Genomic DNA, 17379 nt, shown 5'->3' on the forward strand with positions numbered 1-17379 from the left:
TCACTTGTTCATGCGGTCGTTCACGAAAATGTTTACAAAGCCAACCCTGCCCGCGACGTGTCGGCCGAGCGGTCCGCGTCCGCGCAGCGTCGATCAGGAAAAGGCTCGATTGCATCGCCAGGTCCGGCTGCTGACTTCGGAAGTCACGGGGCTCGAGGAGCAACTGCAAGCGATGCGCCAGTCGACCAGCTGGCGCGTTTCGGCACCGCTGCGGTGGCTGAGCCGGCAACTGGGCCGGAAGGCATCGCCAATGCTGACCTCGCCGGGAAACAATCGGAGCTATGTCGAGTGGGTCGAGCTATACGACACGCCACAGCCCGAAGCTCCGGATCCTTTTTGCGCTCGCATGGCCGGCCGGCTGCAGCGGCCTTCATTCTCGATCGTCCTTGCCGCGCTCTCCGGGCAAGGGCGCTTGCTGGCAGCGTCGATCGACGCCGTCCTGGCGCAGGACCATGCGAACTGGCGCCTGGTCGTCGCGGTCGAACCCGAGCTGCTCACCGAGGTGGAAGGGCTGCTGGCCCGGGACGCGCGTGCGGCCGCCCGTACCAAGATTTTCGCGAGCGCCCCTCGTGCGTCGAAAGCCATGGCCTTCAATGGTGCATTGGAAGAAGTCGAGAGCGACTGGGTGTTGTTCCTGGAGCCGGGCGACACCCTGTCGCCGTGCGCGCTGAGCCATTTTTCCATCGAGATCGCTGCCCGGAGCGCCGCCGGGATCATCCTTTGCGATGAGGACCGCCTCGGCCCGGACGGCCGGCGCAGCGATCCTTGCTTCAAGCCGGCCTGGAATCTCGACCTGTTCTACGCGCAAGATTATGTTGCTGGCGCGGCCGCGTTCGCCACGGCATTGATCAGGGAGGTCGGCGGGTTTCGGGAGGCGACCGGCGAAGCTGCCGGCTACGATCTCGTGCTGAGGTGCACCGAGCGATTGCGTCCGGAGCAGATTCACCGGATTCCACGCATGCTCTGGCACAAGGGAAGCCCATCCGCTGCGACCTATCCAACGCGCGGGGGCGCAGCTGAACTGCGGGCGCTCGCCGAACATCTCGAGCGCACAGGAATTTCGGCGCGCATTGCTGAGGCCGATGGGGTGCGGCATGTGCAGTACGCGCTCCCGCCTGAGCTGCCCTTGGTCACCTTGATCATTCCGACCCGCAACGGCTTGGCGTTGCTCCGACAGTGCGTGGAGAGCATCGTCATGCTCACGACTTATCCGAATTACGAGGTCCTGCTGGTCGACAATGGGTCGGATGAGCCGGACGCGTTGGCCTACATGGCGGAGCTCGATGGACAGCCGGGGATCCGCCTCATTCGGGACGACCGCCCGTTCAACTATTCGGCCTTGAACAACATGGCGGCGCGCCATGCTCGCGGAGCAGTGCTCGGCTTGATCAACAATGACATCGAAGTCATTTCGCCAGCCTGGCTCGAAGAAATGGTTTCCCTGGCCATGCAGCCCGGCGTCGGCGCCGTGGGTGCCAAGTTGCTGTACCCGGACGAGACCGTTCAGCATGGCGGCGTGTTGTTGGGCGTCGGCGGCGCCACGGGCGTGGCGGGGCACGCCAACAAGTTCCTGCCGGCGACCGAGGCTGGTTACATGCGACGGGGAGCGTCGGTGCAATCATTCTCCGCCGTGACCGCGGCCTGTCTGGTGGTTCGCAAATCGCTCTACGAACAAATGGGCGGACTGAATGAAGTCGAACTGAAGATCGCCTACAACGACGTCGACTTCTGCCTTCGGCTGCTCGAAGCTGGGTACCGCAATGTCTGGACTCCCCATGCCGAACTGTTTCACCACGAATCGGCAACGCGAGGTTCCGATTTTTCGCCGTCGAAGCGCCAGCGCTTCGACCAGGAGCAGGACTACATGCGCTCGAAATGGCGCGAGCTGATCGCCGACGATCCGGCCTACAACCCCAACCTCACCGTGTACGCAGAGGATTTCGGTCTGGCCTGGCCGCCTCGCGTGCCCTGGATCACCGGCCCCGTAGCCTCATGACCCTCTCCGTTTCCGTCGCCCTGTGCACCTACAACGGCGCCCGCTACATCGCCGAGCAGGTCCGCAGCATCTGCCTCCAGACCTTGCCGCCCTCGGAAATCGTCCTGTCCGACGACGCCTCCACCGACGGCTGCGTCGAGCTGGCGCAGACTGCCCTGGAGGCCTGCCAGCGCGAGCGTCCGGGCCTGTCGATCCGCTTCAAGGCGATCCGTAACCCCAAGGCCCTGCGCGTCACCAAGAATTTCGAACAGGCCGCCGGCGCGTGTACCGGCGACCTGATCGCTCTGAGCGACCAGGATGACGTCTGGCATCCGGAGCGTCTGGCGCGGATGGTGGCCGAGTTCGAGCAGCAGCCCGACCTGCTGCTGCTCCACACCGATGCCCGGCTGGTCGACGGCGCCCTGGAAGACCTGGGTCAATCGCTCTTCCATGCCCTGGAGGTCAAGCCCTTCGAACGCGCCTGGATCCATGGCGGCCGCGCCTTCGACGCCTTTCTGCGCCGAAACCTCGTCACCGGCGCGACCACCCTGTTCCGGCGCTCCCTGCTCGAACAGGCGCTGGATTTCCCGAAAGAGTGGCTGCACGACGAGTGGCTCGGCATCGTCGCCTCGGCGATCGGCCGGGTCGACGTGCTCGAGGAGGCGCTGATCGACTACCGCCAGCACGAAAGCAACCAGATCGGCGCCCGCCGGGACAGCTTCATGGGCAAGGTCCGCAAGGCGCTCGCGTCCCGCGGAACCACCCACCAGGATCGAGCCCGGAAGGCCGAGCTGCTGCTCGAACGCCTGCAGTCGCTGGGCGACCAAGTGCCTGCGGATACCATCCAGAAGCTGCGCGACAAGCTCGAACACCAGCGATTCCGGGCCGCGCTGCCGGCGTCGCGCCTGGCGCGCTGCCTGCCGGTGCTGCGCGAAGCCATGACCGGCCGCTACGAGAAGTTCGGCCGCGGCGCGCGCGGCGTCGTGCGCGACCTGTTCGAATCCGTCTGAGACCGCCCCGATGTATCACAAGCTACGCTGAATGCCCGCCAACAACGATTCCCCTGCTGTCGCCAAGCCCACCGTCGTCGTCGTCATCCCGTTCTACAACGGTGCCGACTTCATCGAGCGGGCCGTCAAGAGCGTGTTCAACCAGTCGGTGCCCGCCGACGAGGTCATCGTCGTCAACGACGGCTCGCGCCCGGAAGAGCGGGTTGCGTTGGGGGCTCTGGCCGAGCGCTATCCGTTCCGCATCGTCGACAAGGAGAACGGCGGCCAGGGCTCGGCCCGCAACGCTGGCGTGGCGGCGTCGCGTTCGGACTACATCTGTTTCCTGGACCAGGACGATTTCTATCTTCCGAACCACATCGAACTCCTCGCGGATGCCATTCCGGCGGACGACGCGCGGTTCGGCTTCGTCTACGCCGATCTGTATGAGGCGGATGTCGACGGCAACGTGGTGCGTACCGAACTCGTCAAGCAGCATTCGAAGGACCATCCCAAGACCAGCATTTTCGACATCTTGCGCTATGACATGTTCGTGCTGCCGTCGGCGGCCCTGGTCAGCCGCACGGCCTTCGAGGCCGTGCAGGGGTTCGACTCGCAGTTCATGGGCTTCGAGGATGACGACCTGTTCATGCGCATCTTTCGCAAGGGCTACAGCAACCATTTCCTCGATCGCGCCGTCACGGTCTGGTGCATCCACACCGAGAGCACCTCCTTCGGCATCCGCATGATCCGCAGCCGCTACCGCTTCTTCCTGAAGCTCGCCGCCATGTTCCCGGACGAGCCGAAGCGCAATCGTTTCTACCTGCGCGACTACCTGATGCCGCGCTTCGGCAAGCTGTTCGTCGACCATTCGATCCAGGCCATCAAGCTCGACAACGAGTACCGCGAGGAAATGTTCGCCCACCTCGACGACTACGCCCGGATGGTCCTGACCAATCCCTATGTCGGCTTCAAGGCCAAGACCAGGCTGCGGCTGACCCGCTTCCTGCTCTCCCACAGCACCCCCGGCATGGTCCGCGCCATCGGCGCCGCCACCAAGCTGCCCCTGATCCGCGGCTTCCGCCGGATCTACCGCACCGAGGCCTGAGCCTTGCGCAGGGCGCCGCGAAAGCGCCAGAACGCCGCCGAGCTCCACACCTTCAGCAGGCTGGTGACGTGCCAGTACAGGTGCCGGTGGCTGGTGCGGCTGGCGCGCTGGGCGTCGTGCCGGGCCAGCAGGTCTTCCGCCACCTGCAGCTTCCAGCCCGCCAGCTGGGTGCGGGCGCAGATGTCGAAGTCTTCCCCGTACATGAAGAAGCGCTCGTCGAAGCCGCCGATCTCGCGGTAGGCGTCGCTGCGAAACAGCATGAACAGCCCCGGGATCCAGTGCGGCACCGCCGGACGCCGGTAGCCGGGCCGCCGGCGCACCAGGATCTCGTGCGGCGTGATGATCGCCCGGTGCTGCTCGGGCTCGTCCTTGCCGGGCTCGAGGATGCGCGGCGTCAGCAGGCCGCTGTCCGGGCGCGCCTGCTCGACCAGCGGCGCCAGGATGTCGCGATCGAAGCGGATGTCCGGATTCAGCACCAGGAACCACGGTGTCGCGCAGCGGCCGAAGGCCTGGTTGTGGTTGGCCCCGAAGCCCAGCGGGGCCGGGTTCTCGATCCGCTCCACCTCGAAGCCCCAGCGCAGGCCCGCCAGCGCGTCGGCTTCGGGGATGTTGATCGTCAGCACCACCTTGGCGACCGTGCCGCGGCTGAAGCGGTCGAGTTCCTCCATCAGGGGGCGCACCAGGTCGAGCTGGCCGTGGCTCACGATCGACACGGTGATGGAGGCAGGGGAAGAGGGGGGCATCGGCATGGTCTAATTTCGTCCGGGAATTCTAGGGTTCCCCACACCACCCCATGATTGCCCTGATCGTCATCAGCTTCCTCTTCTCTGCCGTCGCCGTGCAGCTGTTCATGCGCCGCGCCCGCCGGCATGCGCGGCGCTACGGCGCCGACATGCCGCAGCGCTTCCACAAGGGGCACGTGCCCCGCCTGGGCGGGGCCGGCATCTTCATCGGCACCGGCGTCGCCTGGCTGGTCGCGGGCATCGGCTCGGACCCGTTCAACGTTTCCTGGCCGCTCAAGAGTTCGGCGCTGGCCCTGCTGTGCATCGCGCCGGCCGTCCTCGGCGGCATCATCGAGGACGTCACCCAGCAGGTGTCGGTGCGCTACCGGCTCAGCCTGACCATCGGCTCGGCGCTGCTGCTGTGCTGGGTGCTCAACCTGGGCCTGGCGCGGGTCGGCATCCCGGCCGTCGACGGCTGGCTGCAGGCCATGCCCTATGCCGCGATGCTGTTCGCCGCCCTGGCCATCGGCGGCCTGCCGCACGCCTTCAACATCATCGACGGCTACAACGGCCTGGCCGGCACGGTCGCGGTGCTGGTCTGCCTGGCGATTTCGCACGTCGCGCTGCAGGTCGGCGACCGGCAACTCGCCGCCATGGTGATCTGCCTGGTCGGCGCCACGCTCGGCTTCCTGATCTGGAACTACCCGCGCGGCAAGATCTTCGCCGGCGACGGCGGCGCCTACGTCTGGGGCATGGTGATCGCCATCGCCGCCGTCACCCTGGTGCAGCGGCACCGCGTGGTCTCGCCCTGGTTCCCGATGCTGCTGCTGATCTACCCGGTCTGGGAGACACTGTTCTCGATCTACCGCAAGGTGGCGCGCGGCCAGTCGCCGGGCACGGCCGACGCGCTGCACTTCCACCAGCTGATCTTCCGCCGCATCGTGCGCGTGGCCTTCGCCGACGACGAGGCCCGGCAGCTGCTGGCGCGCAACAACCGCACCTCGCCGTACCTGTGGATCTTCGCGGCGCTGACGGTGGTGCCGGCAGTGTTGTTTTGGAACAACACGTTGGTGCTGGTCGCCTTCTGCATCCTGTTCGTGGCCACTTATGTCGCCGCCTACCTGATGATCGTCCGGTTCAAGGTGCCGCGCTGGCTGCGGCCCTGAATGGTGGGCGCGGCATCGTCGAGGGTGGCGCTTCGGATCAACGGCGCAGCGGCAGGGAAATGCGCTCGCTCTTCGGCGTGATCAGGCCAATGGCACTGGGCCGGACCCAGGCAATGCGCGCTCCGCCCGGCAGCAAGTCGCCCACTTTGTGAAAGTGGGGCTTGGGGTCGCTGCCGCGTTGCACGATCACTTGTTGCTCGGCGCCTTGCATGACGACACCGGTGATGAACCAGTTCTCGGCGGTGAGCGGCGTGTCGCCGATCTTGTGAGGCGTTTGCAGCGAGACCTCCCACATTTCCTGCAGCACATCGACAGGGAATCCACCGGGTGGAGGGATGGCGGATTTCCGGGCGATCGCCGGCGGCGAGCGTTCCTCGGTCGTCGGCTTGGAAGGAGGACGCGGCAGGGCCAGCGGCCGGGGGCCGCCTTCTCGAGGGACGGCGGCGGCCGCAGCGGCGAGTTGCAGATCGCGTTGGGCTTGGGCCCAGCCCAGCGCGCCGCCGCTGCCGAGCGTCACGCTTGCGATGACGACCCAGGCCAGTTGCTCTCGTTGCAAGGCTCTCATGATCCGTCTCCCTTGGGTGCCGCCATGGTGGCCCGCAGTTTTCGCCCCTCGCCCGCCTCGACCCCGAATACGCTGAGCTGGAGTTCGGCACGTGGTCCAGTGATGAGCAGTCGGTCGACGGAAGTCAGCTTGTCACCCGCTTCGACGCCCCGCAGCAGCCGCAACAATGCGTCCGGAACGAAGTTGAAGCTGACCTTGACCTGAATGGGACGTGTGCCGGCAAGCACCGCTGCGCTGGCATTCAGGGGGGCGGAGGAGGCCACGGCGGTGGTGTCGGCGTCGTTCCCGATCAGGCTGATCGTGCAGCCGGCCTGGACCTCCTCGCATAGTTCTTTGACATGTTCGAGTGCCATCACGCGCATCAGGCCGGGCGTATCGGCTTCGATGAAGCGGCTCAGCCATTCGATACGGGCGTCGCGCGCGCGAGACGCTTCGCCAATCCAGTCGAGTCCTTCCATGGATGCCAACTCCCGGGCACGCTGCGCCTGGGCCGCATGCGCTTCACGCCGCACGGGCTCCAGATCGTCGCGCCAATCCAGCAGCAGGGTCCAGCACCCGATGAGAGCGGCCGTCCACAACAGCCAGCGAAGGCGAGCGTTGCTCATGATCGGTCCGATCCGGTTCGGGGGGCGACGCGTGCGGAGCCATCGCGGTCGCGAAGTCGCCAGGCGAACCTGAAACCCTTGCCCGGAGCCGCGTCGAGAAAGCGCACGTCGTCGAATTCGCCGACCTGCGTCAGCGCCGCGGTCAGGTCGGGCAGGCTCAGTTCACCTGCCGCCGGCGCAAGGGTCGCCCGCATGATGTCGCCCTGGATGTCGAGATCTCGGACGACGGCGCCTTGTCCTGTCACGGTGCTGCCGATGCGCTCCAGCAGCGTGGTGGCCGGCGGCTGCTGCACCAGTCGATCGGCCTGGGTCACCCATCGCTGCGCCTCCAACGCGGCTTGGCGGGCTGCCTCGATGGGACGCAGGCGTGCCGACACTTCGGTCTGGGCGCGTTGGACCTCTTCGATCCGCGCCTGGTAGAGGTAGAGCTGCGCTTGCAGCGCAACGCCGTAGCCGAGCGTCGCCAGGGTTGCACAGCCCAAGGCCATTCGCGCAACGGGCGCACCCGGCAGGGTTGCGCCGAGCGCGCGTTCGCGCAGCAGGTTGCGGCCCCACCGGCGTCCGAGTGCATTGCTGCTTCGCGCCAGGGGCAGCGTCTCGGGCCACTGGATGCCTTCCTGGCGCTCGATGTCGTCGCGCCAGATTCGCCATTCGAGGGCATCCGGCGTCTCCTCGAACCAGCCATCGTGCAGCAGGTTCCCGGCCTGCCAGAGTTGCGCATGCACACCGGCAGATCCGGGCGTTCTGAGCAGTACCGCGCCATCGGGCGAAGGTGGTTTCGTGAGCACGCTGCTTGGCAGGACTTCGATGCGCGAAGCCGGCAGCCCCTGGCGTCCGGCGAACGACTGGACGAACGCGCGATCCCACAACCAGAGATGCAGCGCATCGCCTTGTCGCGCCACGAAAACGTCAGGATGCACGACCGGAGATCGCGCGAGCAATTGCAGCCGTGCATAGGAGCGCAGCCGCAGGAGCGGGATGCCGCGTGCGTCGAGCCGCAGGTAGAGGCACAGGCTGCGCGGCACGACGAGCACCACGCCGAGCGCATGGCGCAACGCGCTGGGCCCTTTGCCCTCGGCCAGGGTTAGATCGTTGCCTTGCTCGTCAAAAAGATAGCAGCTTCTTAACATTGTAAATCTGTTTCGCTGGAGGCGAGTCCGGCCAGGGCAGGACGCGTGGTGGAGAGCGCGGCTCGGCCGCAGAGGAGGTGGGGGATGGCGAGGCGGTCGAGGTGTCGGGCGTCACGGCGCGCGTCGACGGCTCGACGATCTGCCAGGGTCGCCCTTCGACATCCGGTGTCAACCGCAAGGTGTATTGCAGGCGCCAAGGGCCGTTGTCCGCCTGCCGATGGACGACGCGCACGGTCCGCTGGACGACGTAGGACGTCCCGCTCAAACCTGCCTCAGGACCGGTGAAGGCCCGCAGCCGCTGGGTCGTGGCTTGCAGTTCGACAGGATCGTCACGGCCTTCCTGGGCGGCGGCCTGGATCAAGTCGTCGGTCACGCCCTGCGCCCGCAGTACCGTCGGCGGCGAGGTGGCCGGATTGGGGTACCGGGCCGCCGACTCCTCTACCGTGAAGGCCCGATCGCAATGGCTGGCTTCGAGCAACGGCCGCACGTCGGCCCATCGCATGACGCCCCACAGTTCGCCCACCGACAGCAGGGGGGCATTTCGCGGTGGCGCGAGCGACTTCGCCTCGTAGGCCTCGCGCTCCGCGCCCTGGGTCCTGACCAGATCGTCGCCGTCCGTGTAGTCTTCCAGGGCATCGATCAGCGGGTCGACCGCCGAGCCGTCGATGCCGCATGTTTGCAGAAACTTCCCGAGCAAGGCTCGTTGGGGCGCGTTGAGGCCGATCAGGCCGCCGACGTCCTGCAGGCTTGCGGTGCTGCCCGGCATCACCTGGTAGTCGGTGCCGTCGGCGCGCACGCGCTTGACGTCGTCGGTGAAGCTGTTGGCATCGGTTCCGGTGCCGGAAAGCCAGTAGAGCAAATGAGCCCGGGTCCCGTAGGCGCTTTGCATGAAGTCCACGCGGTGGCGCAACTGCGCCACGCGCTCTGCCGCGGTCAGCGTGATCCCGCTCACCGACGCCACGACGACCGTGAGCCCGGCCAGAAGCCAAAGAACGGCCGCCAGCGCGAAGCCCTGCTGAGCCTTGCCTGCCTTCATCGTGCGAATCCGAGGAAATCCTGCAAGGCCTTGAGGTTGGCGGCCTTGGGCTTGTAGAGCGCGCCTTCGAAGATGGCGGTACGCACCAGCACCTTGTCGTCCGCGGCCGGGCGCACCAGCAACTCGCTGGGCAACTCGTCGGCCCGGTTCTCTGCGGGTGGCCAACTGACGTACTCCTTGCCAGCGCGGTCGATGTAGCTGAAGCGGAGGCTCCCTGGCCATCGGACCCAGCGCGTCGCGGCCTCCTGGGACTTCGTTCCCACCCGGTCGACGGTGCGAACCGACAGATCGGTGCCCGTGCGGCCATCCGGTAGTGACACTGGTTCGAGCGTGACATGAACGCGCTGCGGCGCACCCGGCGCTGCGAGGGGAGAGGCCAGCGTGAGGCAGTCGAACGCGTCCGCCGTGCCTGTCAGCCGGGAACTCGAATGCTCGGTCAACACGAGATTGGAAACCAGTTCTTGCAGTGCGCGGGTGCGCAACCAGCGCTCCTGGAAGCCGCCCCCGCTCTCGGCTGCCACGCGCAGGATCTGGGCCACCTGCGTGAAGGCGCTCGACATCACGCCGATGACGAAACCCAGGATCACGATCGTCACCAGGAGCTCGATCAGCGTGAAGCCGCTCTGCCGCAGCGGCCGGGGATGCGAGACGGAGGGCATGTTTCTATTTCTGCGCAGCGGGCTCGACGGGTCGATCGCCTTTGCCGATCTTGTCGAGCAGCGCCGCCACCCCGCCTGCGACCTCGCCGACCTGTCGGAAACCGGTGACAGGCAGCACCATGTCGAACTGGGTCGCCGGAATGGTGGACGGCAGCGAAACATGCGCCGTTACTTCGTGCAGCGACACCTCGTAGGCGCCCGGTGCGCGAACTTCGTTCAATGCGCTCACGGCGTCGAGCAATGGTCGGCTCGTCCAGGAAAACTCGTAGCCGGCCATTTGCACCGCGCCTTCCGGGCGGGCGCTTGGATTGATGGCCCGCAGGTAGTCCAGGACTTCGAGCCGAACCATCTGAAGATGCTCTTCGGTGCGCAGGCGCGACATCGTCGACACACTTTGAGAAAGCCAGCTGAACGCGGCCGATGCGCCGATGCTCAGGATCACCAGCGCGGCAATGACTTCCAGCAGGCTGAAGCCCGAAGCGGCGCGGGGCGGTTGTCGGCGCGCCTTCATGGTCGCTTCCGCTCGATGCTGACATCGCAGCTGCCTTCGTCCACGCGCAGCATCAGCGTCGTAAGGCCCGAGCGAAGCTCGAGCGCCGCCGGCGCGCAAAAGCCCGCTGCCGAGAAAGTCAACGTGCTGCCATCCGCAAGGCGCCAGCCGTCGGGAAGCGCGAAGGCCGGCTGGCCGTCGGCCAAGGGGTGCGCTGCCGTTTCCGAGGTCAGAACGAAAGCCTGGGACAGCATGGCGGTCCGCGCATAGAGCCGTTGGAGGCGCGACGCCAGCTCGGTCGATTGCACCCTGTCGTCGAGGCCGTCGAACCAGCGTTGGAAGGAGGGCAGGACGATCGCCGACAACATCGCGAACAGCACCAGTACCGCCATCATCTCGATCAGGGTGAATCCTTGCCGGCGTGCCCTGTACCGCGCGCGCTGGGCGCTCGCAGAAGGCATGTCGTTGCGGACCATTGCGGACTCTTTGTGAGGCACGTTTCGGCCCGGCTCAATGTTCGCCGATGTCGGCGTCCAGGCCTTCGCCGCCCGGCTTGCCGTCGGCGCCGAGCGAGATGATGGACACGGGCTTGCCGTCGTTGCCTGGAACCTTAATGGCGTAGGGCGTGTTCCAAGGGTCGACCGGAATCTTGCCCTCGATGTAGGGCCCCTTCCACAGGCTCTTTGCCGTTTCGTCGTCGGTGGGCGGGCTTGCCAGCCACTGGAGTGCCTGGTCGCCCGCGGGGATCCGCCCGACGTCGAGCCGCATGATCTGGACGGCACTTTCCAGCATCTTGATCTGGGTCTGTGCCGTCTTGACCTTGCTGGAGTCGACCTTGCCGAAGATGCGGGGGCCGACCAGTCCGGCGAGCAGGCCGATGATGACCATCACGACCAGCATTTCGAGCAGCGTGAAGCCGCGTGCGCGGTGCTGGGTCCTGGAACGGGCGGCGGACGAACGAGAAGAAGAACGTGCTTGAGGATTCATGGGATTGGAAGGGACTCTAAGAATGGCGCACCAGGGTGCGGTCAGATCACATTGGTCAGGCTGGTGATGGCGACCATGACGGAAATCATGATTCCGCCGAGCAACACCGAGACCATCAGGATGGTCAGAGGCTCCAGCAGGACGAGAAATTGCTTCAGGCTTTGCTCGCTGCTCGCTCGATGCAGGGCCGCCAGCGACGCGACCGTCTTGGGCAAGGCGCCGGAACGTTCGCCCACGCGAATCAGGTTCAGGCCGATCGCATCGACAAAATGGTGCGCCTGCATCGCGTCGGCCAGCGCCTTGCCGCTGCGGACGTCACCGACGATCAAGTCCGCCTTGCGCCGCCACTGAGCGCCGGTCAGCGAGTTGCGCGAGTGTGCGAGCGCTTCGAGCAGGGGCACGTGGTGGTCCAGAAGCACAGTCAGCATGCTGCCCCAACGTGCCAGTTCGACGTGGCGGATCCAATTGCCCAGCAGCGGTGCAGCGCTGGCGGCCTCCCAAAGCCAGGCGCGAGTGCCCGGCCGGGAGAGGGCCGCGGCCAGTCCTGTGGCGCCGACGGCGGCCACGCCGAGCGCCAGCAGCTTGTTGCTGACCAGCCAGAGGCCCGACTGAAGCACCCATTTCGACATCCAGGGCAGATCGGCCTTCGGGTTGCTCAGGATGTTGGCGAACTTCGGCACGACGAAGACGAACACGACCAGCGTGGCGACCAGCCCGCTGACCACCAGCAGCAGCGGGTAGGTGAGCGCATTGCGCGCCTCGCGCCGGAAGCGGGCATCGGCATCCATCTGTTGCGCGGCCGACCGCAGCGACTGGGCCAGTTTGCCCGTCTCTTCGCCGGCGCTCACCAGTTCGTGCACGTATTCGGGGATGCGCAGCGTCGACTCGCTCAATGCGCGAGCGAAGCCGGCGCCGGACCGCAGGCTCGCGTAGACCCCACGCAGCGCATCGCCCAATGGATGAGCGGCGTAGCCCTGGGCGATGTTTTCGACGCCATCGGCCAGCGGGACCCCGGCTTCCAGCAGCGTGGCCAGTTCCTGCACGGCCACCAGCAGGTCGGACTGCGACACTTGGGTCTTGCCGCGCCGGACCCAACCGGCAAGCAGCGCCTTGCCCGAGCCGGGGTCGTGTGCCTGCACTTGGCTGCCGGCTTCCTTCAGGTCGAAGACCTGGCAGCCGCGTCTGGCCAGGTTCGCGAGCGCCTGAGACGTCGACGCCGCCTCGAGCGTGCCTGAGATGCGCTTGCCTGCGCCATCGAGGCCCTTGTAGTTGAAACTTGGCATCGGGATGCTCGGCTAGCCGGTGGACAGGGCTTCTTCGACCGTGGTCGTGCCGTCCCAGGCCTTGAGCAAGCCGTCCTGCAACATGGAACGCACGCCCTGGCTGCGCAGCAAGTCGATCAGCTCCGACTCGTTGCAATCGGGCCGGATGTGCCGGCGGATGTCTTCCGTCACGTCGAACAATTCGTAGACGGCCACGCGACCGAGGTACCCGGTGTGCAGGCAGGCGTCGCAGCCGCGGGCTTCTCGCAGTGCAGGCGGGCCCGGCTCAAGACCCGGACACTGCGCCTGCAGGCTGCGGATGGCCGACTGGATCAGCGCCGACTGCTGTGCAGCCTCGACTGCGACGGGCACGCTGCAATGCGGGCAAAGTCGCCGGATGAGTCGTTGCGCCATGATGCCGCGCAGGCTCGATGCCAGCAGGAAGACCTCGATGCCCATGTCGATCAGACGGCTGATGGCGCCGGCGCCGCTGTTGGTGTGCAGCGTCGAGAACACCAGGTGGCCCGTCAATGCGGATTGCACGGCGATGGCCGCAGTTTCATGGTCCCGGATCTCGCCGATCAGGATCACATCGGGATCGTGGCGCAGGATGGAGCGCAGGGCAGAAGCAAAGGTGTAGCCGATGTCCGCATTGACCTGCAACTGCGTGATGCCGTGCAGCTTGTACTCGACAGGGTCTTCGACCGTGATGATCTTGTTGAGCCCGTCGTTGCCGAGGTCGAGCGCCGTGTACAGCGTGGTGGTCTTGCCCGATCCGGTGGGGCCCGTGACCAGCACGATGCCGTTGGGCACTTGAACCCAGCGCGTGAACAGGGCCGAGTGATCGGCCCGCATGCCCAGGTCCGACAGGGCGTAGGTCTGGCGCTCCTGCCGAAGCAGGCGCATGACGACCGACTCGCCGCGCACGCCCGGCAGCACCGAAACCCGGATGTCGAAGCTCTCGCCGTGGATGCGCGCCGTCATCCGGCCATCCTGTGGCAGGCGCCGTTCCGCGATGTCCAGCTGCGACAGGATCTTGATGCGGCAGACCGTGGCGTCGAAGCGATCGAGGGGAACACGCTGCAGTGGGCGCATCACGCCGTCGACGCGGACCCGGACTTCGAACTGGCGCTCGCCGGGTTCGATGTGGATGTCCGACGCGCGCTGCGTCATGGCCTGGCTCAACAGGCTGTTGACCAGCTCGACGATCGGTCCTTCCTCGGCCAGCTCGCGCAGGTGGGCGATGCCTCCCGCATGCACAGTCGGGGATTGGGCGTTCCCTTCGATTTGCGACAGGACGCTTTCCAGGTCGTTCAGCCGCGCAAGCCGCATCGACGGTTTGCCCAGGGCCCCGTTGCCGCTCTTGATGCGCAACAACTCGGCCAACGGCCGCGTCGGCACATCGGCGACGGCGCAAACCACCCGGCTTTCTTCCAGCCAGACCACGACGGCATGCTCGCGGCACCAGCTGATGTTGAGCTGGAGCGAGGCCAGCGCTTCGCGAATCCGCGGCTCCAGCGCGGCCAGCTCGCTGCCGGCAACGAGCGGCCAGCCGGTGTAGTCCTGCAGCGACTGTGCCAACTGCTCTTCCGGCACCATGCCGGTGCGGCGCAGCAGGGCCAGCAGCGACTCGGCGCGCATGGGCCCCAGCGCCAGCAACTGCTCGTTGACGGCGTCGCCGAAGATCCCGGCATTGCGCAGGTACTCGTCGAAGGAAGGGACGCGGGTCGCGGCCGCGGTCATTTCGACCTCGCATCGTCGATGTCGAACCCGACCTTGACCTCGCGTCGAACGCCGAAGTACCTGCCCCTCGCCTGGGCGACCAACAGCAGGGTCTGCGTGGCGTCGAGCTTGACTGTCGCACGCGCCTCCGGCGGCTCGTGCGGCCCGAACTTGAACTGAGCCAGCAGGGCGCCGGTGGCCAGCGCATCGGGCTGCAGCGTGAGCAGCCACATCCGCTGGGTCTGCGGCATGACGCTCGTCATCCGGACGATCACCTCGCCGCTTCGCACCACGTCCGGCACGTCCAACAGGAGTTCATTGCCGCTTTCCAGCTTGTCGACCGTGATCGCTGGCGTCAGGGCCGCCAGCACCGCTTCTGCGGTCTTGACTGCAAACAGGGGGTCCGTCGGCGCCGGGCTTTGGGCCTGGACGGGCGGGTGGCTCAAGCCGGCGGCGGCCAGCATCGCGAGCGCATGCCTGCGCGTCGGCCGGCGGCCCCGCTCACCCGCCGCGCCAAGCCGGCTGCCGGCGTCGACCCGTCCGCTGATGAATTGATCGGTCATCTTGGGTTGTCCTGTTTCAGCTCGCCGAGGCAGGTTCATCCGTGTCCGATGGCCCGGCGGGCGCCTTGGTGGCCGCAGGCTCCGGGGGGGTGTTCAAGGCCGGGGTTGAGGCAGAAGCCGGAGCGGCTTCCATCACCTGGCTGGCTTCGACCGCATCCGCCGATGGCTGCGACTCGGGGCGCCGCTGCAAGGCGGCTGGCGGCAGCGGCGCACCGGGTGGCCTCGGCCCGACGCGAGGCCGTACCGATTTCATCCAGTCGCTCAGCGAGTTCTGGAAGGTGTCCGTCACCGTCTCGGCGTCGAAGCTGTCGTTCAGGATGTAGGGGGTGATCAGGATCACCAGCTCGGTGCGGGACTTGTTTCGCGTCGCGCTCTTGAACAGGCTGCCGGCGATCGGTATGTCCTTCAGGAAAGGCACGCCGGCATCGACCCGGTCGGTGGTCTCGCCGATGAGGCCGCCGAGCATCACCGTGGCGCCGTCGCGCATCGTGAGCTTGGTTTCGACGCGGCGATTCTTGATCGTCGGCGAGGTGGTGACGCCGGTGTCCGTCGGCGTCGCCGAACTCACCTCTTGCGAGATGTCGAGATCGATGCGATCGCCCGCATGGATCACCGGCTTCACGCGCAGGATGGTGCCGGTGCTGCGATATTGCACCGACTGGGGTACCACCGTGCTGTTGCCCCCGATCAACGAACTGCCTTGGGTCACGGCCTGCGAGCTGACGGTGGGGATGTCGTCGCCGACCGTGATGCTGGCGGTTTCTCCATTGCGCGCCATCACCTTCGGACTGGAAATCACCCTGGAGCCCTTGTCCTGGGACAACGCGTTGATCGCCAGCTGACGCAGTGGATTGCCGCCGAGCAGTGCATTGATCTTGGCGCCCGCGCCGCTCAGGCTGACGTCGTAGATCGTGCCGCTGAGACTTATGCCCGACTGGCTCGACAACTGGTCGAGTTGCCAGGCGAAGCCGAGCTGGTTGGCGCTGTCGAAGCTGACTTCGGCCACGACCACGTCGATCAGCGCCGACTTTACGGGCTTGTCCAGTTCGGCCAGCAGGCCGAGCCATTGCCGATACTCTTCTTGGGTACCGCCCTGGAAGATCAGCGTGTTGGTGGCGTTGTTCACCACCACGCCGCGACGCCGATTGACATTCGCGGAGGTGGCGGCAGTACCGGGTGTGCCAGGGGCCGCGGTGGCGCCCGCGGCGCTGGTCGGCTGGACCGCGCCGGAACCGTCGCCACCGCCGATCAACTCGTTGAGCGAACGGGCCAGTTCTGCTGCGTCCGAATTCTTGACGGGGTAGGTGAACAGGCTCCCGCCTTGCTGCACCTGACTGATCTGGTCCAGCTCCTGGGCCCAGGCCTGCACATGTTTGAGGATGTCGTCGCGCTGGGCAAAGACCAGCACGCTGTTGATGGCTGCCATGGGCAGCACGATGATCGGCGCAGTGGGATCAACCTGATTGGCCGCCACGTAGCCCTCTGCACGCAGTACCTCGGTGAGCCGCCGTGCGAACTCTTCGGCGCCCCAGAAGCGCGGCGTGATCCGAACGCTGCGCTGGCCGCGCATGCTGGGTTGGTCGAAGATTCGGATCAGGTCGAGAGCGATCTGAACGTCATCGCTTTGGCCGGTGATCAGCACGCCGTTCATGCCGTCTTCCTGCAGCTGAACGCGCTCGCCGACGATCTTGCGGATGCTCGGCAGCGCCGAGGCGGCGCGGATGGCCTCGAACTCGACGTACTGAAAGACCGGACGCAACGCCTGCGGAACCGCCGGGAGCGCGCGACCGCGCCGAATCTGCGGCACGGTGGCGGAGGTCGAGGTGGCAGGCACGATCCGCAGCACGCCGCCGAAATCTTGCACGACCACGCCATAGCTTTTGAGCAGCAGCGCGCTGAGTTCGGCCAGCTTGGCGGCGCTCAACGGGCGCGGGGTGCGGAAGGTGATGAGATCCTGGCGCGACCCGACCGCCGAATCGACCGAATAGTTGAGCTTGAGGATGCCACCATAGATCGCCTGGATGAAGCTCGGCAGCGGCATTTGCTCGATGCTGACGCTCAGGTTCCCGGAGCTTGTGGCATCGAGTGGCGAGGGTGCCGTGGTGCGGACGTTGTCCGTGACGTCCGGCGGCACCACGGGGGTGGCGGACATCGGGGTGGTTGTGGGGAGCTGAGGAGGGGCAGCCCCGATCAGACCGGTTTGGCGATCGTGTTCGCTGCGATCGAACGCAAGAGGCGCGGTCGAGGGGGGAAGGTTGGGCGCGGCGCAACCGGCGAGCGCCAGCGCAGCCAGCGTGGCTGCGTGAACGCGGGATGTGAGGAACGGAAAGACAGAATTGCGAATGCTCATGAAAGCCAAACCAGCGCGAGGGATTCGCCAGGGGACTGAGAACGGATCAAATA

General features: G+C 66.5%; 17 protein-coding genes. 4 read left to right on the plus strand and 13 right to left on the minus strand.

Going from position 1 to position 17379, the window contains the following annotated elements; genetic code table 11:
* Positions 1-109: 109 nt before the first annotated feature.
* From QTI33_RS14420 to QTI33_RS14430, 3 genes are read left to right on the plus strand one after another with little or no spacing between them, the layout of a single operon-like run.
* Positions 110-1996: a glycosyltransferase family 2 protein gene (locus QTI33_RS14420; protein WP_286506725.1), complete on the plus strand. Its 1887-nt coding sequence runs from the start codon at positions 110-112 to the stop codon at positions 1994-1996.
* The gene (locus QTI33_RS14425; protein WP_286506726.1) at positions 1993-2985 is read left to right on the plus strand and encodes a glycosyltransferase family 2 protein; all 993 of its coding nucleotides are present in this window, start codon (positions 1993-1995) and stop codon (positions 2983-2985) included. Before QTI33_RS14420 ends, QTI33_RS14425 begins: the two co-directional genes overlap by 4 nt.
* A 31-nt stretch (positions 2986-3016) precedes the next feature.
* Entirely contained in the window at positions 3017-4069 is a 1053-nt protein-coding gene (locus tag QTI33_RS14430) for a glycosyltransferase family 2 protein (RefSeq protein ID WP_286506727.1), read from the plus strand.
* On the opposite strand, the gene QTI33_RS14435 is transcribed toward QTI33_RS14430, so the two are convergent.
* Positions 4051-4818 (minus strand): glycosyltransferase family 2 protein, encoded by a 768-nt coding sequence (locus tag QTI33_RS14435; protein ID WP_286506728.1) that lies wholly within the window; start codon positions 4816-4818, stop codon positions 4051-4053. The genes QTI33_RS14430 and QTI33_RS14435 overlap by 19 nt on opposite strands.
* A gap of 44 nt (positions 4819-4862) precedes the next feature.
* Here QTI33_RS14435 and QTI33_RS14440 point away from each other — a divergent pair, with 44 nt between their 5' ends.
* A complete protein-coding gene (locus tag QTI33_RS14440; protein WP_286506729.1) occupies positions 4863-5957 on the plus strand; it encodes a glycosyltransferase family 4 protein in 1095 nt (364 codons plus the stop codon).
* Between the two features lie 37 nt (positions 5958-5994).
* On the opposite strand, the gene QTI33_RS14445 is transcribed toward QTI33_RS14440, so the two are convergent.
* From QTI33_RS14445 to QTI33_RS14500, 12 genes are read right to left on the minus strand one after another with little or no spacing between them, the layout of a single operon-like run.
* Entirely contained in the window at positions 5995-6522 is a 528-nt protein-coding gene (locus QTI33_RS14445) for a hypothetical protein (protein ID WP_286506730.1), read from the minus strand.
* The gene (locus tag QTI33_RS14450; protein ID WP_286506731.1) at positions 6519-7127 is read right to left on the minus strand and encodes a hypothetical protein; all 609 of its coding nucleotides are present in this window, start codon (positions 7125-7127) and stop codon (positions 6519-6521) included. The genes QTI33_RS14445 and QTI33_RS14450 overlap by 4 nt, the downstream gene beginning before the upstream one ends.
* Positions 7124-8257: a hypothetical protein gene (locus QTI33_RS14455; RefSeq protein ID WP_286506732.1), complete on the minus strand. Its 1134-nt coding sequence runs from the start codon at positions 8255-8257 to the stop codon at positions 7124-7126. Before QTI33_RS14455 ends, QTI33_RS14450 begins: the two co-directional genes overlap by 4 nt.
* Positions 8232-9293 (minus strand): type II secretion system protein GspK, encoded by a 1062-nt coding sequence (locus QTI33_RS14460; RefSeq protein WP_286506733.1) that lies wholly within the window; start codon positions 9291-9293, stop codon positions 8232-8234. Before QTI33_RS14460 ends, QTI33_RS14455 begins: the two co-directional genes overlap by 26 nt.
* Positions 9290-9952, minus strand: a complete 663-nt coding sequence (locus QTI33_RS14465) for a type II secretion system protein (RefSeq protein WP_286506734.1) — start codon at positions 9950-9952, stop codon at positions 9290-9292. Before QTI33_RS14465 ends, QTI33_RS14460 begins: the two co-directional genes overlap by 4 nt.
* A 4-nt stretch (positions 9953-9956) precedes the next feature.
* Positions 9957-10463 (minus strand): type II secretion system protein, encoded by a 507-nt coding sequence (locus QTI33_RS14470; protein ID WP_286506735.1) that lies wholly within the window; start codon positions 10461-10463, stop codon positions 9957-9959.
* Entirely contained in the window at positions 10460-10918 is a 459-nt protein-coding gene (locus tag QTI33_RS14475; protein WP_286506736.1) for a pilus assembly FimT family protein, read from the minus strand. The genes QTI33_RS14470 and QTI33_RS14475 overlap by 4 nt, the downstream gene beginning before the upstream one ends.
* A 34-nt stretch (positions 10919-10952) precedes the next feature.
* Entirely contained in the window at positions 10953-11429 is a 477-nt protein-coding gene (gene gspG / locus QTI33_RS14480; protein WP_286506737.1) for a type II secretion system major pseudopilin GspG, read from the minus strand.
* Positions 11430-11470: 41 nt separating this feature from the next.
* Positions 11471-12712 carry a type II secretion system F family protein gene (locus QTI33_RS14485; RefSeq protein ID WP_286506738.1) on the minus strand — a complete coding sequence of 414 codons (1242 nt, stop codon included), beginning with the start codon at positions 12710-12712 and terminating at the stop codon, positions 11471-11473.
* Between the two features lie 12 nt (positions 12713-12724).
* The gene (locus QTI33_RS14490; RefSeq protein WP_286506739.1) at positions 12725-14434 is read right to left on the minus strand and encodes a GspE/PulE family protein; all 1710 of its coding nucleotides are present in this window, start codon (positions 14432-14434) and stop codon (positions 12725-12727) included.
* Positions 14431-14976: a hypothetical protein gene (locus QTI33_RS14495; RefSeq protein WP_286506740.1), complete on the minus strand. Its 546-nt coding sequence runs from the start codon at positions 14974-14976 to the stop codon at positions 14431-14433. Before QTI33_RS14495 ends, QTI33_RS14490 begins: the two co-directional genes overlap by 4 nt.
* Positions 14977-14992: 16 nt before the next feature.
* The gene (locus QTI33_RS14500; protein WP_286506741.1) at positions 14993-17326 is read right to left on the minus strand and encodes a secretin GspD/PilQ domain-containing protein; all 2334 of its coding nucleotides are present in this window, start codon (positions 17324-17326) and stop codon (positions 14993-14995) included.
* Positions 17327-17379: the final 53 nt, after the last annotated feature.

The sequence above is a fragment of the Variovorax davisae genome (genome assembly GCF_030316845.1).
Classification (GTDB): Bacteria; Pseudomonadota; Gammaproteobacteria; order Burkholderiales; family Burkholderiaceae_C; genus Variovorax; species Variovorax davisae.

What these genes read in the sequence shown, in the direction of transcription:
- QTI33_RS14425 (WP_286506726.1), top strand. Translation starts at nt 1,993, where the DNA reads ATGACCCTCTCCGTTTCCGTCGCCCTGTGCACCTACAACGGCGCCCGC.
- QTI33_RS14430 (WP_286506727.1), top strand. Translation starts at nt 3,017, where the DNA reads ATGCCCGCCAACAACGATTCCCCTGCTGTCGCCAAGCCCACCGTCGTC.
- QTI33_RS14435 (WP_286506728.1), bottom strand. Translation starts at nt 4,818, where the DNA reads ATGCCGATGCCCCCCTCTTCCCCTGCCTCCATCACCGTGTCGATCGTG.
- QTI33_RS14440 (WP_286506729.1), top strand. Translation starts at nt 4,863, where the DNA reads ATGATTGCCCTGATCGTCATCAGCTTCCTCTTCTCTGCCGTCGCCGTG.
- QTI33_RS14445 (WP_286506730.1), bottom strand. Translation starts at nt 6,522, where the DNA reads ATGAGAGCCTTGCAACGAGAGCAACTGGCCTGGGTCGTCATCGCAAGC.
- QTI33_RS14450 (WP_286506731.1), bottom strand. Translation starts at nt 7,127, where the DNA reads ATGAGCAACGCTCGCCTTCGCTGGCTGTTGTGGACGGCCGCTCTCATC.
- QTI33_RS14455 (WP_286506732.1), bottom strand. Translation starts at nt 8,257, where the DNA reads ATGTTAAGAAGCTGCTATCTTTTTGACGAGCAAGGCAACGATCTAACC.
- QTI33_RS14460 (WP_286506733.1), bottom strand. Translation starts at nt 9,293, where the DNA reads ATGAAGGCAGGCAAGGCTCAGCAGGGCTTCGCGCTGGCGGCCGTTCTT.
- QTI33_RS14465 (WP_286506734.1), bottom strand. Translation starts at nt 9,952, where the DNA reads ATGCCCTCCGTCTCGCATCCCCGGCCGCTGCGGCAGAGCGGCTTCACG.
- QTI33_RS14470 (WP_286506735.1), bottom strand. Translation starts at nt 10,463, where the DNA reads ATGAAGGCGCGCCGACAACCGCCCCGCGCCGCTTCGGGCTTCAGCCTG.
- QTI33_RS14475 (WP_286506736.1), bottom strand. Translation starts at nt 10,918, where the DNA reads ATGGTCCGCAACGACATGCCTTCTGCGAGCGCCCAGCGCGCGCGGTAC.
- gspG (WP_286506737.1), bottom strand. Translation starts at nt 11,429, where the DNA reads ATGAATCCTCAAGCACGTTCTTCTTCTCGTTCGTCCGCCGCCCGTTCC.
- QTI33_RS14485 (WP_286506738.1), bottom strand. Translation starts at nt 12,712, where the DNA reads ATGCCAAGTTTCAACTACAAGGGCCTCGATGGCGCAGGCAAGCGCATC.
- QTI33_RS14490 (WP_286506739.1), bottom strand. Translation starts at nt 14,434, where the DNA reads ATGACCGCGGCCGCGACCCGCGTCCCTTCCTTCGACGAGTACCTGCGC.
- QTI33_RS14495 (WP_286506740.1), bottom strand. Translation starts at nt 14,976, where the DNA reads ATGACCGATCAATTCATCAGCGGACGGGTCGACGCCGGCAGCCGGCTT.
- QTI33_RS14500 (WP_286506741.1), bottom strand. Translation starts at nt 17,326, where the DNA reads ATGAGCATTCGCAATTCTGTCTTTCCGTTCCTCACATCCCGCGTTCAC.